The organism is Kribbella sp. NPDC049227 (assembly GCF_043197265.1).
Classification (GTDB): domain Bacteria; phylum Actinomycetota; class Actinomycetes; order Propionibacteriales; family Kribbellaceae; genus Kribbella.
This window is the reverse complement of the sequence record NZ_JBICST010000003.1, coordinates 271,338-286,874: the sequence shown is the minus strand read 5'-3', so window position 1 is coordinate 286,874 and position 15,537 is coordinate 271,338. Positions and strand designations below refer to the sequence as shown.

15 protein-coding genes are annotated in these 15,537 nt (G+C 69.3%); 1 reads left to right on the top strand and 14 read right to left on the bottom strand.

Features of this window, described 5'->3' with window-relative positions; all coding sequences use genetic code 11:
• Positions 1 to 68: 68 nt before the first annotated feature.
• From ACGFH6_RS13735 to ACGFH6_RS13715, 5 genes are read right to left on the bottom strand one after another with little or no spacing between them, the layout of a single operon-like run.
• Entirely contained in the window at positions 69 to 1,343 is a 1,275-nt protein-coding gene (locus ACGFH6_RS13735; protein WP_393383484.1) for a hypothetical protein, read from the bottom strand.
• 11 nt (positions 1,344 to 1,354) lie between these two features.
• Positions 1,355 to 2,143: a WecB/TagA/CpsF family glycosyltransferase gene (locus tag ACGFH6_RS13730; protein WP_393383482.1), complete on the bottom strand. Its 789-nt coding sequence runs from the start codon at positions 2,141 to 2,143 to the stop codon at positions 1,355 to 1,357.
• 3 nt (positions 2,144 to 2,146) lie between these two features.
• Positions 2,147 to 3,130, bottom strand: coding sequence for a GDP-mannose 4,6-dehydratase (gene gmd / locus ACGFH6_RS13725; protein ID WP_393383480.1), 984 nt, complete (start codon positions 3,128 to 3,130; stop codon positions 2,147 to 2,149).
• The gene (locus ACGFH6_RS13720; protein WP_393383478.1) at positions 3,127 to 4,056 is read right to left on the bottom strand and encodes a GDP-L-fucose synthase family protein; all 930 of its coding nucleotides are present in this window, start codon (positions 4,054 to 4,056) and stop codon (positions 3,127 to 3,129) included. The genes gmd and ACGFH6_RS13720 overlap by 4 nt, the downstream gene beginning before the upstream one ends.
• On the bottom strand, positions 4,056 to 5,546 hold the full coding sequence (locus ACGFH6_RS13715) for a sugar transferase (protein WP_393383476.1): 1,491 nt from the start codon (positions 5,544 to 5,546) through the stop codon (positions 4,056 to 4,058). The genes ACGFH6_RS13720 and ACGFH6_RS13715 overlap by 1 nt, the downstream gene beginning before the upstream one ends.
• A gap of 263 nt (positions 5,547 to 5,809) precedes the next feature.
• Here ACGFH6_RS13715 and ACGFH6_RS13710 point away from each other — a divergent pair, with 263 nt between their 5' ends.
• Complete coding sequence (locus ACGFH6_RS13710) at positions 5,810 to 6,493, top strand: phosphatase PAP2 family protein (RefSeq protein ID WP_393383474.1); 684 nt, start codon at positions 5,810 to 5,812, stop codon at positions 6,491 to 6,493.
• 15 nt (positions 6,494 to 6,508) lie between these two features.
• On the opposite strand, the gene ACGFH6_RS13705 is transcribed toward ACGFH6_RS13710, so the two are convergent.
• Genes ACGFH6_RS13705 through ACGFH6_RS13665 form a run of 9 tightly spaced genes read right to left on the bottom strand, consistent with a single transcriptional unit; the run spans position 6,509 to position 15,529 of the window.
• On the bottom strand, positions 6,509 to 7,402 hold the full coding sequence (locus ACGFH6_RS13705) for a phytanoyl-CoA dioxygenase family protein (RefSeq protein WP_393383472.1): 894 nt from the start codon (positions 7,400 to 7,402) through the stop codon (positions 6,509 to 6,511).
• Positions 7,403 to 7,455: 53 nt separating this feature from the next.
• Positions 7,456 to 8,781 (bottom strand): glutamate-1-semialdehyde 2,1-aminomutase, encoded by a 1,326-nt coding sequence (locus ACGFH6_RS13700; protein ID WP_393383470.1) that lies wholly within the window; start codon positions 8,779 to 8,781, stop codon positions 7,456 to 7,458.
• A complete protein-coding gene (locus tag ACGFH6_RS13695) occupies positions 8,778 to 9,326 on the bottom strand; it encodes a dTDP-4-dehydrorhamnose 3,5-epimerase family protein (protein ID WP_393383468.1) in 549 nt (182 codons plus the stop codon). The genes ACGFH6_RS13700 and ACGFH6_RS13695 overlap by 4 nt, the downstream gene beginning before the upstream one ends.
• Positions 9,327 to 9,334: 8 nt before the next feature.
• Positions 9,335 to 10,588, bottom strand: coding sequence for a polysaccharide pyruvyl transferase family protein (locus tag ACGFH6_RS13690; protein WP_393383466.1), 1,254 nt, complete (start codon positions 10,586 to 10,588; stop codon positions 9,335 to 9,337).
• On the bottom strand, positions 10,585 to 11,535 hold the full coding sequence (locus ACGFH6_RS13685; protein ID WP_393383465.1) for a glycosyltransferase family 2 protein: 951 nt from the start codon (positions 11,533 to 11,535) through the stop codon (positions 10,585 to 10,587). The genes ACGFH6_RS13690 and ACGFH6_RS13685 overlap by 4 nt, the downstream gene beginning before the upstream one ends.
• The gene (locus ACGFH6_RS13680) at positions 11,532 to 12,842 is read right to left on the bottom strand and encodes a hypothetical protein (protein ID WP_393383463.1); all 1,311 of its coding nucleotides are present in this window, start codon (positions 12,840 to 12,842) and stop codon (positions 11,532 to 11,534) included. Before ACGFH6_RS13680 ends, ACGFH6_RS13685 begins: the two co-directional genes overlap by 4 nt.
• A 1-nt stretch (position 12,843) precedes the next feature.
• Entirely contained in the window at positions 12,844 to 13,983 is a 1,140-nt protein-coding gene (locus ACGFH6_RS13675) for a class I SAM-dependent methyltransferase (RefSeq protein ID WP_393383461.1), read from the bottom strand.
• 14 nt (positions 13,984 to 13,997) lie between these two features.
• On the bottom strand, positions 13,998 to 14,663 hold the full coding sequence (locus ACGFH6_RS13670) for a PIG-L deacetylase family protein (protein WP_393383459.1): 666 nt from the start codon (positions 14,661 to 14,663) through the stop codon (positions 13,998 to 14,000).
• Positions 14,663 to 15,529 (bottom strand): glucose-1-phosphate cytidylyltransferase, encoded by an 867-nt coding sequence (locus tag ACGFH6_RS13665; protein WP_393383457.1) that lies wholly within the window; start codon positions 15,527 to 15,529, stop codon positions 14,663 to 14,665. Before ACGFH6_RS13665 ends, ACGFH6_RS13670 begins: the two co-directional genes overlap by 1 nt.
• Positions 15,530 to 15,537 lie beyond the last annotated feature (8 nt).

Here is a 15,537-nt window from a genome sequence, read left to right as displayed (position 1 = left end):
GTGGGGGTACGGCGCGGTGGGGGTGGGGGTGGGGGTGGGGGTGGGGGTGGGGGTGCAGGGGTGGGACGTCAGGTGGTTGGGGACGGGGTACGGCGGTGGGCGGCGATGGCTCGGTGGGCTTCGTTCCACCACAGGAGAAGGGTGCAGAACGAAGCAGTGGCCAGGCCCCAGGCGGCGCCTTTGGCATCGGCCAGCACGGCACCGCCGACGCCGAAGGTGATGAGGATGACGGAGGAGATGAGCCGGACGCGGAGGCCTCGGGTCGCGGCGGCGAGGGAGCGGAGGATGGCGAAAGCGCCGGCGTTGGAGGCCCCGAGAGCCTGCAGCAGGATGACGGGGATCAGGACGGTGTGCGCTTGCGCCCACACGTCGGGGCCGAGTAGCTCTCGGCCGACAGCATCCGGCAGCAGCAGGAAGACGGCGCCCCACGCCAAGGCGCCGGCCCCGACGCCCAGAGAGATGACCAGGCCGACAAGCCACAAGCGGCGGTACGAATGGCGCAGGGCCCTGGCCGCTTCGGGGACGGAGATCATCCGGATGCCCTGGTTGAGGACGTTCACGGGACCCAGCAGAACCTGCGCACCGCGGATACCGGCCGTGGCGGCAAGCCCGGCCGCGGCGGTGATGCCGAGCATGTAGACCTGGATCGTGCCGGAGACCGCGAGCATCTCCCCCATGTACTTCGGGGTGAGATCCCAGTTCCGCCGTAGCCATTCGCGGATCAGCTGCCGACGCGGCGAGATCCCGGCCTGGAACCGCCCGGCGAGTGCCGCGATCACCGCACCCAGTCCCCACGCGAACGTCAGGGTGACCGCGGATGCCGTGTCGGTGAGATACAGCCCGCCGAATATCACCAGCATCGCCAGCAACCAGATCAGGTCGTTGAGGAGCGCCTTCTGCCCCTCCCCCACGACGAAGAACGCCCACCGCCACGCGTCCTGCAGCAGCAACCCCGGCATCGTCACCGCGAAGGCGATCAGCACCCCCTTCGACGGCACGCCGGGGAACGCCGCGATCCCGAGCGCCACGAGCATCCCGAGGAACCCGGCGAGCAACGCGGTCGCCGTACTGGCACGCACCGCTCGTTCCCAGTCGGGAGTCCGCTCCCCGGAATGCCGGACGGCCAGCGGCTCGGTCGCGACCGCACGGGACACGTTCAACGCGATCGTGTAGCCGCCGAAGGCCAGCGCGTAGACACCGAAGTCAGCGACAGTGCTGGAGCGGGCGACGACGACTCCGACCGCGAGATTGCTCAGACTCGACAGCGCCTGGTCGGCCAAACCCCAACTGGCGCGACCGGCCGGCCCGGCCAGCCGACGTAGCTTCGGCCGCCGGAACCTCACCGAAGCACGCCTTAAACCGGACGCGGAGGACGGCGAAGGATGCCTACGCCGAAACGTGGGATGCCCAGCAGGTAGCGCTTCCAGAGCCGCCGCGGCTCCTTGTACAGCCGGTAGCTCCACTCCAGCCCGGACCGCTGCATCCACAGCGGCGCCCGGTCCAGGCGGCCGGTGTGGAAGTCGAAGGCGGCGCCGACCCCGATCAGGATCGACGCGTTCAGCCGGTCCCGGTGCTCGGCCATCCAGCGCTCCTGCTTGGGCGCGCCCAGACCGACCCAGACGATGTCCGGCTTCGCCGCGTTGATCCGCGCCACGGCGGCGGCGTCCTCCGCCTCGGTGAGCGGCCGGTACGGCGGGCAGTCGGTACCGACCACCTTCAACGCTGGGTGGCGCTCCTGGAAGGTGTCCCGCAGGTTCTCGGCCACGCCCTCGGCGCCGCCGTAGAAGTACTGTGTCCAGCCCCGATCGGCAGCCTCTGCCATCACGCGCTCGAGCAGGTCCGGGCCGGCGACGCGCGCCATCCGGTCGAACCCGGCCCGCTTGCCCGCCCACACCAGCGGCATCCCGTCCGCGACGGTCAGTCCGGCGTTGTTGTAGACCTCGGTCAACCGCTCGTCGGCGCGCGCGTGCAGCAGCGCGTTCACGTCCGACACGCAGACCAGTTGCCGCTCGCCGTGGTCGATCCAGCGCGCGAACGTCTCGACCGTCTCGTCCAGATCGGTCACGCTCACGTGGATCCCGAGGACGTCGACGCGGTCGTGCGCCGCCGTGGCGAGCCGGGGGTCAGTGGTCTCCGCAGTCATTCCTCAGTCCTCGCGGGTCAGCGCGGCCAGGTCCGCGTCGACCATGATCCGGACCAGCTCGGGCACATGCACCTGGGCTTTCCACCCGAGCTCGGTCGTGGCTTTGGACGCGTCCCCGATCAGCGAGTCCACTTCGGTCGGGCGTTCGTACCGCGCGTCGTAGTCGACGTACTGCTCCCAGTCCAGCCCGACGTGGTCGAACGCCAGCGAGACGAAGTCCCGGACCGAGTACGACGTCCCGGTCGCGATCACGTAGTCGGCCGGGGTGTCGTGCTGCAGCATCCGCCACATGCCCTCGACGTACTCCGGCGCGTAGCCCCAGTCGCGGCAGGCCTCCAGGTTGCCCAGGTACACCCGCTGCTCCAGGCCGAGCTTGATCCGGGCCACCGCACGGGAGATCTTCCGGGTCACGAAGGTCTCACCGCGGCGCGGGCTCTCGTGGTTGAACAGGATCCCGTTCACCGCGAACATGTCGTACGCCTCGCGGTAGTTCCGGGTCATCCAGTAGCTGTAGAGCTTGGCCGCGCCGTACGGCGACCGCGGGTAGAACGGGGTCTCCTCGTTCTGCGGCGGCGGCGTCGCACCGAACATCTCCGACGACGACGCCTGGTAGAACCGGCAGTCCAGCCCGATCATCCGGATCGCCTCGAGCAGCCGCGTCGTCCCCATCCCGGTGGTGTCACCGGTGTACTCCGGCTCGTCGAAGCTGACCCGGACATGGCTCTGCGCGGCCAGGTGGTAGACCTCGGTCGGCTGGATCGACGCCAGCAGAGTGACCAGCCGCGACCCGTCGGTCAGATCGCCGTAGTGCAGGAACAGCCGCTTGTCCTTCGCGTGCGGATCCTCGTACAGGTGGTCGATCCGGCGCGTGTTGAACGTCGACGCCCGCCTGATCAGGCCGTGGACCTCGTAGCCCTTGGCCAGCAGCAGCTCCGCCAGGTACGACCCGTCCTGCCCGGTGATCCCGGTGACGAACGCCCTCTTCATGAGGTCTGCCCCTGATACCAGGCGTAGGTCGCCGCGACGCCTTCCTCGAGCCCGATCGACGGCTTCCAGCCGAGGGCCCGCAACCGGCTCACGTCGAGCAGCTTGCGCGGCGTACCGTCCGGCTTGGACAGATCGTTGCTGATGGCACCGGTGTAGCCGACCACCCGGGCCACCAGTTCGGCCAGCTCGCGGATCGTCACGTCCTCGCCGACGCCGACGTTGATCGGCTCCGGCTCGTCGTAGTGCTCCAGCAGGTGCAGGCACGCGTCGGCCAGGTCGTCGACGTGCAGGAACTCCCGCCGCGGCGTCCCGCTCCCCCACAGCACGACCTCGGCGGCATCGGTACGCCGGGCGTCGTCGAACCGCCGGATCAACGCGGGCAGCACGTGCGAGCTGGTCAGGTCGAAGTTGTCGTTCGGCCCGTAGAGGTTGGTCGGCATGGCCGAGATCCAGCGCAGCCCGTACTGGCGGCGGACCGCCTGGACCTGCATGATGCCGGCGATCTTGGCGATCGCGTACGCGTCGTTGGTCGGCTCCAGCTCACCGGTCAGCAGGCTCGACTCGCGGATCGGCTGGTCGGCGTACTTCGGGTAGATGCAGGACGAGCCGAGGAACAGCAGCCGGGGCGTGCGGACCTCGAGGGCCGCGTCCATCAGGTTCACCTGGATGCGCAGGTTGTCGCTGAGGAACTCGGTCGGGTGGTCGCGATTGGCGAGGATGCCGCCGACGCGGGCCGCCGCGTCGATCACCACGGCCGGCCGGTGGTGGGCCAGGAACGCGAACGTCGCGGCCCGGTCCCGCAGGTCCAGGTCCGCCGACGACGCGCCGATCAGTTGGGTGAAGCCGGCCGCTTCCAGCCGCCGCCAGATCGCGGATCCGACCAGGCCGCGGTGGCCGGCGACGTACACCGGTGCTTTCAGGTCCATCAGTACGCTCCTGCGCCGTAGATCACCGCGCGCACGGTCTTCCAGAGAATCAGCAGGTCCAGCGTCATCGACCAGTTGTCGACGTACCGCAGGTCGAGCCGGACCGACTCGTCCCAGGACAGGTCGCTGCGGCCGCTGACCTGCCACAGTCCCGTGATGCCGGGCTTGACCAGCATTCGACGGGAGTCGTCGGCAGCGTACAGCGCGACCTCCTCCGACAGCGGAGGGCGGGGGCCGACCAGGGACATGTCGCCGCGCAGCACGTTGAACAGCTGCGGGAGCTCGTCGAGCGAGAAGCGCCGGATCCACCGTCCGAACGGGGTCATCCGCGGGTCGTCGCGCATCTTGAAGATCACGCCGTTGCCGTCGCTCAGGGCGAACAGGTCACCGAGCCGCTGCTCGGCGTCGGCGTACATGCTGCGGAACTTCAGCATGGTGAACTCGGCGCCGCCCCGGCCGACCCGCTGCTGACGGAACAGCACGGGTCCGGTGCTGGACAGCCGGACGGCGATCGCGAGACCGATCAGCACCGGCGCGAGCAGGACGATCATCCCCAGCGCCAGGACCCGGTCGAAGACAGCCTTCATCAGGTGCGGTCCGCCGCTGACCGACGGCCGCTCCAGGTGCAGCAGGGACAGACCGGCGACCGGCCTGACCGAGATGCGCGGACCGGCCACCTCGATGATGCCGGGCGAGACGATCAGCTCGATGCCGCGCTGCTCCAAGGCCCACGACAGCCGGCGCAGCGACTGCCCGGCGAGCTCGGGCTCGGTGGCGATCGCGACGACCTCGACCGCGTGCCGGTCGGCGGCGGCCAGGATGTCCGGCTCGTCCAGCTCCTCCGGCGGCATCGGCCCGGTCCCGTGCTGGTCGCCGCGCGGGCGGCAGGTGGCCACGACGCGGAAGCCGTCCGTCGGACGGCTCTCCAAGTGCTCACAAAGTGTTGCGGCCGGGCCACTTCGCCCGACCACGAGAACCCGATGCATGCAGCGGCCTCTGACCCGGTGCCGGTGCAGATCCTTGCGCAGCGCGTACCGCAGTACCAAAGCAGAACCGACCATCACCGGAATCGCGAGTACGACGAAGCCGCGCGCGATCTCGGTCTTGGTCACGTACGCCGCCATCGCGACGGCTGCAGTGAGGCCGACTCCGGAACGCAGCAGCGACCGGAACTCGTCCGGTCCGGCCCCGAAGTACCGCGGGTCGTAGCCCTTGGACATGGCGACCGCGCCGACCCAGGCCAGCGGGAGCACGCTGCTGACAATCAGATAACCGCTGCCGACGTGGTAGCCGAACCGGGTCAGCAAAGCGATGGAGACGCCGAGCATGGCCGCCAGCAGGTCACCGCCGACGGCGGCCCAGCGGTACACACCGACCCAGCGCGGCTCCGTCGACCGTGACGGGAGCGGGACGATCGCCGGCACCTCGTGCGGAAGCACCCACAGCGGCCGGCGGCCGTCAACCGCATCCGGCGCCTCTGCTCCGCTCACAACGGCCCCTTGCTCCAAGCTGCAAGTGCACGAACACGGTACGTGTCCGTCGCAGCGTGCAGTCTGCCATCAACACTGTCCAACGGAGATCGCCACCCGCGGTGACGACAAAGCATGCGTGCCCCACATCCCCAGAAATTCACCCGCCCGTCGGCGGTGCGACATCGCAGAGTACTACGACCGGGGGCCCTCGGCGACGGCGGCTCGGCAACCCTTGGATAGAATTTGCGTGGGGTGCGGGACTGGTGGGGTGGGGGTTAGGAATGGCGTCGCAGGATGCTGCTCGGCCGCGTGCGGCCATGCGGCCCGCGTTGGTGCCGGCGGTCCGCGGGCCGGCCGTCGTACTGGCGGTCATCGGGGCGGTGCTGTGGATCGTCCCGGCCGTGCTGTTCGCCGGTGACACCGGCCCGAGCCGGCTGGATGTCCGGGTGCAGAACCTGGTCGACGACTCGCCCGCCGGGGCGTGGAATCTCGTCCGCGCGATGGACTGGCTCGGGGAGCCTGCCGGGCGCGTCGTCCTGGTGCTCGTCACCGCCGCGCTCTGCCTGATCGCCGGACGCCAGGCTCTGGCGGTCGCCGCCGTCCTCGGCATCGCGACGACCAGCGTGCTCACGACGGCGCTCAAACCGCTGGTGGACCGCCGGATCCACGACGACTTCCTGTCCTATCCCAGCGGGCATGTCGCCGCGGCCACAGCGGCGGCGATGGTGATCGGCCTGCTCCTGGCCGACCTGCTGCGCACGGGCCGGATCGCGGGTACGGCGATCCTGGTCGTCGTCACCGTCATCGGCGGTGGTCTCAGCGCCTTCGCCCAGATCCACCTGACCGCCCACTACCCCACCGACGCGCTCGGCGGCTTCGGCTGCGGGCTGTTCGTGATCCCGCCGACGGCGCTGGTGATGAACCGGCTCGCCCGGATGCGAGCGGCCCGGCCGGCGTCGGAGTGACGCCGGCCGGAGCAGTCACACGATCGCGTGGCTCGGCGTGTCGTACTCACCGACGACGTCGGCCGGGATGTGCTCCAGGTCGCTGACCCGGAGGTAGTCGCCCATCGTCGTACCGGTGCACTCCGAGTCGATGTTCGGCGCCGACCGGCGGTCCATCGCGTCGCCCAGGTGGACGGTCCGCAGGTCGATGCTGAACCGCGTCCGGCCCGAGGTGTTCGGCACGCTGGAGTGCAACTGCGCACCGGAGAACAAGATGATGCCGCCCGGCTTGCAGATCGGCCGGATCTGCGGCACCAGTTCCACCTCCTCCTCCGGCACCGGCTGGACGCGGGTGTCGGTGCCGATCTGGGTCGCGGCGATCTTCCGGCTGGTCGCGTTCCACTCCGCGTAGTTGTAGACCCGGGAGCTGTTCTTGACCGGGGTGTGCCAGTACTTCGGATGGAAGGCGAGCCCGTTGTCCGCGGTGATCGGGAAGATCGGCAGCCACCAGTTGAGCTGGAAGTGCGGCGCCGAGTACCAGGTGTCGCGGTGCGGGTGGAAGGCGAACGCGATCCCGGTGGTCAGGTAGTCGTTCGACGTCGAACTCCGCATCCGCGGTACGTCGAAGTAGACCTGCTCGGTGTCGCAACCGAAGTCGGCCAGCATCGCCTGGATCAGCCGTTTCGACTCCGGGTGATGGATGAAGCGCGGCTTGAGTTCGGCCAGCAGCGCCGCGTAGGCCTCGACGGCCATGTCGAACTGCGCCGTCTCCGGATCCAGCGGTGCGAACGCCGCCCGGGCCATCTCACCGGCGAACTCGGTGAGGGCCAGAGTGGACGGCCGTGGTGAGTAGACGAACAGGTCGCCGTCGTACAACTTCTGCCTGCGTTCGTCGTCGCCGAACTCGGCGTCGACATAGATGGAATGCATGATGGCCCCCCCTCATACGGAGCCGGCCCCGCGCCGGCCCTTCGCCGAACCGTCTACGCAAATCGGCGGAACACCGGCTTGACCGGACGTCCGCCCATCCACCCCCTCGGGTCGTCGGCGTCGAGCGCCTTGCGGTAGACGACACATGCCTGCGCGACCGCCTCGACCGTGCGGGCGATGTCCTCGTCGGTCAGGGCCGCGCTCACGACGAACGACGGACCGACCACCCCACCGAGGATCAGCTCGCGCAGGAACAGCGTCCGGTACTCCTGGGACGGCTGCAGGTCCTGGTCGAGGGTCGCGAAGACCAAGTTGCTGGAGCGGCCGCGGGTCACCACGTGATCGCCGACACCGGCCGCCTCGGCCACCTCGCGGACGCCGCCGGCCAGCCGGTCGCCCAACGCGTGCAGCCGGGCTGCGATGCCTTCCTGCTCGTAGGTGTCCAGCACCGCCATCGCCGCGGCCAGCGAGTGGCTCTCGGCGCCGTGCGTCGTGGAGAGCAGGAAGACCCGTTCGCGGTCGTCGCGCAGGCCACCCCGCTCCATGAACTCGCGCTTCCCGGCCAGTGCCGAGATCGCGAAGCCGTTGCCGAGTGCCTTGCCGAACGTCGAGAGGTCGGGCGTCACGCCGTACATGGCCTGTGCGCCGGCCTCCGACCAGCGGAAGCCGGTGATCATCTCGTCGAAGATCAGCAGGCAGCCGTGCCGGTGGGCCAGGTCCCGCAGTCCGGTAAGGTAGCCGTCCGGCGGGTCGTGCTGGGTGGCCGCCTCCAGGATCAGGCAGCTGACCTGTCCTTCGTGCTCCTGCAGCAGCCGCTCGGTCGCGGGCAGATCGCCGTACGGGAAGCCGACCGTCAGGTCCGCGGCCGAACCGGGGATGCCGGCCGACATCGCCGTGGTCGAGATGAACCAGTCGTCGATCGAGAAGAACGGCTGGTCCTGGCAGATCGCAACGAGCGGCCGGCCGGTGGCGGCCCTGGCCAGCTTGACGGCGGCGGTCGTGACGTCCGAGCCGTTCTTGGCGAACTTGACCATCTCTGCCGTCCGAACGGTCGCCAGGAAACGTTCGGCGGCATCGAGCTCGATCACACCCGGCCGGACGAAGTTCGTGCCCAGGCCGAGCTGGCCGCGGACCGCTTCCAGCACCGCCGGGTGGGCGTGCCCGAGGCTGACCGCGCGCAGGCCGGATCCGTACTCGATGTACTCGTTGCCGTCGGCATCCCAGACGTGAGCGCCCAGACCATGCGTCATCACCGGCGCCATGTTCTCCGGGTACTGGTCCAGGCCCTTGGCGTAGGTGTGGGCGCCACCGGGTACGACGTCCTGCAGTCGTGCGTTCAGCTCGACCGAACGGCCGAACGACTTCTCCGTTGGTGTCATGTCAGCCTCCTGCTGGCCTCCGCCAGCGACGGTGCGGCCTTGTCCCGCTCGGACATCAGCGTGACCGGCAGCGGCCACTCGATGCCAAGACCCGGGTCGTCGAACGCGATCGACACGTCCTCCCTCGGGTCGTGTGCCCGGTCGATCCGGTACGACACGTCGGCCGGATCGGTCAGAGCCTGGAAGCCATGCGCGCACCCGGCCGGCACGTACACCGTGACCTGGTTCTCGCCGGTCAGATCGAAGTACTCCGTGTTCCGGTACGTCGGTGAGTCCGGCCGCAGGTCGACCACCACGTCGAGCACGGCACCGGACGAGCAGCGCACCAGCTTGGCCTCACCGGCCCCGGCCCGGACGTGCATGCCACGGACGACACCCCTGACCGAGCGGGAGATGCTGTCCTGCTCGAACGCGTCGGGATCGAGCCCGGCCGCGGCGACCACCGCGCGGTCGAAGGTGCGGCAGAAGAAGCCGCGCTCGTCCACGTAGGGCTCAGGCATGAACAGCAGCGCGCCGGCGATCCTCGGAACCTGAATGACGTCCATCGATCCTCCTACTGGTCGCTGCCCGGCGCCGTCGGCCGTCCGGCGCCGAAGAACCGGTCGGACAGTACGGCGAACTGCTGCTCGAGCTGCTCGACGTACTCGGCGTTCTTCGCCTGCATCACGGCCTCGAGGCCGCCCGCACGCGCCTCGAGCGCCCGCAACTGGTCCATCAGCCGGGTCACGTCGAGGTCCTTGATCGGCTGCCGGAACTCGGCCAGCCGCATCCCCTCCATCAGGATGTCGTTCTTGACCGCGTAGCTGATCGAGATGGTCGGCTTCGACAGCTTCAGCGCCGACTGCACGTTGTGGTAGCGCGAGGCAACGACCAGGTCGACGCTGGCCAGCTGCTCCATCAGTTCGCCGAGCGAGTCCGCGGGTTCCCGGACCAGTCGCTCGTCGACCAGGTCCGGCCGGGTCCGTCGCAGGTCGTCGGAGATGGCGGTGACGACGGCCTCGTCGGCCGGGTCGCCGGTGACGAGCCGGATCCGGTAGCCCTCGTCGACGACCCGGCGGGCGAACTCGACGATCTTGCCGACGTACTCGGTGTAGATCTGGTTCGACCGGGACCGGTCGGTCGAAGCGCCGTGGTACTCCATCACGCCGAGGCCGATGGTCCGGCGCGGATCGCGCGACTCCGGCTCCTTGGGTTCCAGCAGCGCGAACGCGAGGTCCGGGTAGACCGCGTCGTTGCTGGTGTCCAGTCCCATCTGCCGCATCGCGTCGCGCGAATAGCTGTCCCGATAGGACCGGTACGTCGCCATCCGCGCGGCGTTGGTGAACAGGTACCGGATCGACCGTTCGCGCGCGAAGTTCGCGCCGATGCTGACGAACGCGACCTGCGCACCCGCGATCCGGGCCGACAGGCACATCAGGAACAGCGCGTACGGGAAGCCCCACGGGTTCAGCTCGAGCGTCGTCTCCAGCACGCCCATGCCCGGCACGATGATCAGGTCGTAGCGACGCAGCAGCAACGGCATCCGGACCAGGTCGGCGAACTTGCCGAAGATCTTGCGGGCGATCGTGGTCACCCGGGACCGGCCGGGGCCGTGGGCCTGGAACCAGGTCATCGCCGTCGCCGGGATGCCGTACTGCCGCTCCAGCGTCTCCGGGCCGGAGCAGACGCAGCTGATCTCCGCCTCCGGGTGGTCGCGCCGGAGGAACCACAGCATCGCGTCGAGCGACCCGTGGTTGCCCAGGTTGCCCGATCCGAGCAGGCCGAAGATGGCGATCCGCGGCGGCCTGCCTGCAACGGCGGCGCTCATCCCTGTGCAACCCTCCTCTGACCGGCCACCGCCGAGCTGTCCGGAATCGACATCGGGGCGCTCGGCGGCGCGCTGTCCTCGATCCGCTGCTTCGATCCGGGCTTGGCCCGGCTGGCCATCCAGCGGACCAGCTGGGCGTAGCACCCGCGCCGTTCCGCGGACGACAACGGCGCGCGGCGGATCGCGCCGACGAAGCCACCGATGTACTCGGCCAGCAGCCGGACGGTGGGATGCCGCAGCCGGCTGGCCCGCCGCGGCTCCATGTTCGCCGAGCGGGACCGGATGGTCGGCTTGGCCCGCTCGGCCCGGTCCGGGTGGTCCCGGCGGAAGAACAGGAGTTCGGGGACCTGGTAGAACCGGCCGTGCAACGCCAGTTCGGCGATGATCGTCCGGTCCGAGTGGTGGTAGCTCCCGTTCAGCGGCGTACGGCGCAACACGTCGGAGCGCATCACGCCGTAGAAGTCGTCGCCGCCGACCGCGAACAACTGGCTGCGGAACCGCTCGACCGGGTTCGGGTCGTCGGTGGCCAGCGGGTAGTCGACCTTCAGCACGATGTCGCCGTTGCCGTCGATGATCGCCTGGTGGGCGTGGGCCAGCACGATCCCGGGGTCGGCGTCCAGCGCTTCGACGCACCGCAGCAGCAGGTCGCTGCCGTACAGGTCGTCGTACGACGCCCACTTGAACAGTTCGCCGCGGGACTGTTCGAAGGTCCAGTTGTGGTTCGGTGTGGCGCCGATGTTCACCGGCTGGCGGAAGTAGCTGATCCGCGAGTCTCTCGCCAGGTAGTCGCGGCAGATCTCCTCGGTCCGATCGGTCGACGCGTTGTCCGAGATGATCAGCTCGAAATCGGTATAGGTCTGTCCCAGCAGGGCGTCCAGGGACTCGGCCAGATACTTCTCCCCGTTGTAGACCGGGAGGCCGACGCTCAGCCGTGGTACGGCGTTCATGTGCTCCTCATTTCTGGCATCTCCTGTTTCTCCGCGGCCTCGGGAGGCTGGACGACCTCGACCGGTTCGGCAGCCTCAGGTTCCGGCTGCGCCCACCGCTCGCGGATCCCCACCCCGAAGCTCCACCACCAGACGATCGCGCCGACGAAGGTCGCACAGGCCGCTCCCCAAGCCGACCCGAGCGCACCACCGATCGCAGCACCGCCCACACCTCCGATCAGGTACGCCGCCGACGCCCACAGCTGGGCGCGCAGGCTCCTCCTGGCCACGCCGAGTGCACGCAGCCCGGCCGACGCGCCGGTGTAGAAGCTTGCGAACATCACCGACAAAGTTGCTGGTAGCAACAGTGCGGAGGAGGTCAGCCACACCTCACCGAGCAGCGCGTGGCCCCATCCGTCCGGCAGGACGAGCAACAGCGCCAGGCCCCACGCCAACGCGGCGAAGGCCTGTGCCCCACCGAGCAGCAGGCAGAACCACGGCAGCGCCCGTGGCCGCCGGCGAAGGACCCTGGCGGCTTCCGGAACCGCCACCAGACCGATCCCGGACAGCACGATGAAGAACGGGCCGAGCATCATCTCGGCGCCGCGGACGGTACCGACCGCGGCGATCCCGGCGAGGGCGCCGAGACCGTACATCTTGAACTGGTAGGCACCGCTGATGGTCAGGTTCTCCGCCAGGTAACGCAGCCCGAGATCCCGGTGCTGCCGCAACCAGTCGAGCGCCCTGAACAACCGCGGTGCGACGCCTGCCTGCAGACCACTGACCAGCGCGGCGAACGCCCCGGCCGCTCCCCACGCCAGCACGAACCGGATCACACTGGGGTCCCGCGACGCCAGGTAGAGCAGCGGGACGAGCGCCGTGGCCCAGGTGATGTCGGCGACGAACGCCTTGCCACCCTGGCCGGACGAGAAGAACGCGAACCGCCAACTGTCCTGCAGCATCAGGCCCGGGAGCACGATCCCGAGCGCGACGAACGCCGCACCCGGCCGGCCGCCGAGCAGGACACCGACGAGGACACAGATGGTGCCCATGATCAGACCGACCGCGATCGCCATCCCGGTCGAACTTGCCACTGCCTTCCGCCACACCGGCCTGGGCACTCCACTGAACCGCACCGCCAACGGGTCGGTGGCGAGGCCGCGGGAAATGTTCACCACGACCCCGTACGTCACCCACGCGAGGCTGAAGGCGCCGAACTCCACGGCACCCAGCGATCGCGCGACGACGATACCGACCACGAAGCTGACCAGGCTGGTCACAGCCTGGTCAGCGAGTCCCCAGGTGAGGCGGCGCAGAACACCTTTCATGTCAGCCCACGACTTCGTGCGGTTCGGGTAGCGGGACCAGGTACGTGGCACCCCAGCCGCCACCGGCTTCGAGTTGGGAGATGACCTCGTCGGCGATGTCCCAGGTCAGGACCAGGACGACATCCGGTCGTGCGGCCCGCAGTTCGTCGATCGGCCGGATCGGGACACCACAGCCGCCGGGGATCCGGCGTCCGTGCTTGCCCGGTGCGGCGTCGACGGTGAACTCCAGCAGGTCGGTCCCGATCCTGCTCAGGTCGAGCAACACCGGCGCCTTCGACGGAGCGCCGTACCCGAGCACTGTGCGCCCGGCGGCCTTGTGCCGGACCAGCTCGTCGTGCAGTGCGCCGGCGGCGTGCCACGCGGCCTCCTGCAGGCTGGCCAACTGGACTTCCTCGGCGATGCCGGCCGCGTCCTCGTCCTCCAGCAGTACGTCGACCGACGCGTCCGGCTTGGCGTCGTCCGCGTGCCGCAGCATCACCATCAGGCTGCCGCCGAACATGTCGACCTGGCGTACCGACTCGACCGCGAGCCCGTGCAGGGCGGACAGCCGCTTCACCGCTCCGAGCGACAGGTACGACCAGTGGCCGTGCCGGATGGTGTCGAACTGGTTGCCGATGAACAGCGGCAGCAGGTGGTGGAACTCCAGCACCAGCAGACCGCCCGGTGCGAGCCGTTCGGCGCGCAGCCGCAGCATCTCGCCGACCGACGGCTCGTGCGCGATGCCGTGCACGTCCACGACCAGGTCGGCTCGTTCGCCGTCAGCGGCCAGCCGGCAACCGGCGGCGTACAGGTGCTCGAGCCAGGAGCCACCGTGGTGGCTGGCGAACTCGAAGACCACTCCACCGGTGAGCTCCGGGTAGTCCCTCAGCAGTTCCTTCACCGACGACTCGGCGTGCGCGATGCTGGTCGCCGACTCCACCGCCAGCGGCGGTTCGGGCAGCTGCGGCTCGACCGGGCCGAGCTGCACCAGCGTGCAGTCGCGGCACAGCCACAGCTCCAGCGGCCAGCGCGGATCGGGCCCTGGCGTGTCCGCCGTCGGGAAGTAGTCGGCGCACGGCTGTGCACCGAGATCGACCACGGGTACGACGTTCTCCCCCGCGCACCCACGACACTTGAAGCTTGCCTCTTGTTGATCTCGCACTGCATCCCCTCCGGTCACCATGTCAACGTCGCCTTGGCCGTGGTGAACGCTTCGGCGTACCGCGCGCGGCACTCCATCCCGCGCAGCCGGGCCAGTCCGGCGAAGACTTCTTCGTCGAACCAGTCGTGCGGGGCCTGGGACGGGTAGGCCTTGCGCAGCAGGGCGATCTTGTCGCGCAGCTGCTCCTCGGTCAGTTCGACGTACAGCCACGGCCGGCTGATGTCGCCGTCCCACTTGGGGATCTCGTAGTGCAGTACCAGGTGGTCCCGCCAGACCGTCGGCGCCAGCTCGGCGATCAGGCGGTGGTCCTGGTGCGCGTCGGTGCGGCTCGGCGCCAGCACCAGGTCCGGGCGCCGGGACGAACCGGTCTGCGCGGCCCGAGCCGTTGCCTCGAGCAACTCCTTTGTCTCGTTCCAGTACGACGGCAGCCGGCCGTCCGGCAGCTCGGCCGAGGTGACGGTCACCTCGCACTCGGGCAGGAACAGCTCCGCCGCGCGGCGGGCCTCGTCCAGCCGGAGTGCGGACCCGGTCGCGATGACGAACTCGGCGGTCAGCTCCGGCACCGACTCGGCCAGCTTCAGCAGCGTGCCGCCGCAGCCGATCTCGATGTCGTCCGGATGGGCGCCGAGGGCAACCAGATGAACCGGCCCGTCGATCAGGCCGAGCTGGAACGGCAACATCAGATCGCCACCACTACCGGGTCGTCGCCGGCGGACACGGCCGGAGCGTCGAAGCCCTTGTCCATCACCTGGCCACGCTGCGCGCGGGCCTCGTGGCTCCACAGTGCCCACGGCTTCTTGCCGGACCGGTACAGCTCCTCGAGCTGACTGCGCTCCTTGAGGGTGTCCATCGGCGCCCAGAACCCGTGGTGCGGGATGGCCTCGAGCCTGCGCATCGCGGCCAGCCGTGGGAACGCGTCGCCGACCAGGTCCTCGTCCTCGTGCAGGACGTCGAAGATCTCCTTCTTGATGACGAAGTAGCCGCCGTTGATCCACGCGTTCAGGTCGGCCGCCGACCGCAGCCCGGTGACCCGGGCGTCGGTGCCGAACTCGACCACGTGGAAGGACGCCTGCGGCGGCACCGCGAGCAGGCTGGCGGTGATGTCACTCGTCATCACGTGGTCGACGATCTTGTCCATCGGAGCGTCGGTCAGTACGTCGCCGTAGTTGGCCAGGAACGCGTCGTCGTCCTCGAGGTACGGCCGGACCCGGCGCAGCCGCTCACCGATGCTGGTGTCGATCCCGGTGTCGACGAAGGTGATCTTCCACTCGCTGATGTCGGAGTCGAGCAGCTGGATCCGTTGCCCGCCCTTCGACATCACGAAGTCGTTGGAGACCGTCTCCTCGTAGCGCAGGAAGTACTCCTTGACCGCGGACCCCCCGAAGCCCAGGCACAGGATGAACTCGGTGTGGCCGAAGTGTGCGTAGTACCGCATCACATGCCACAGGACCGGCCGGTCGCCGATCGTCATCATCGGTTTCGGCGCGGAGTCCACCCCGCTGCGCATCCGCAGCCCGAACCCCCCACAGAAGATCACGACCTTCATCGCGCTGT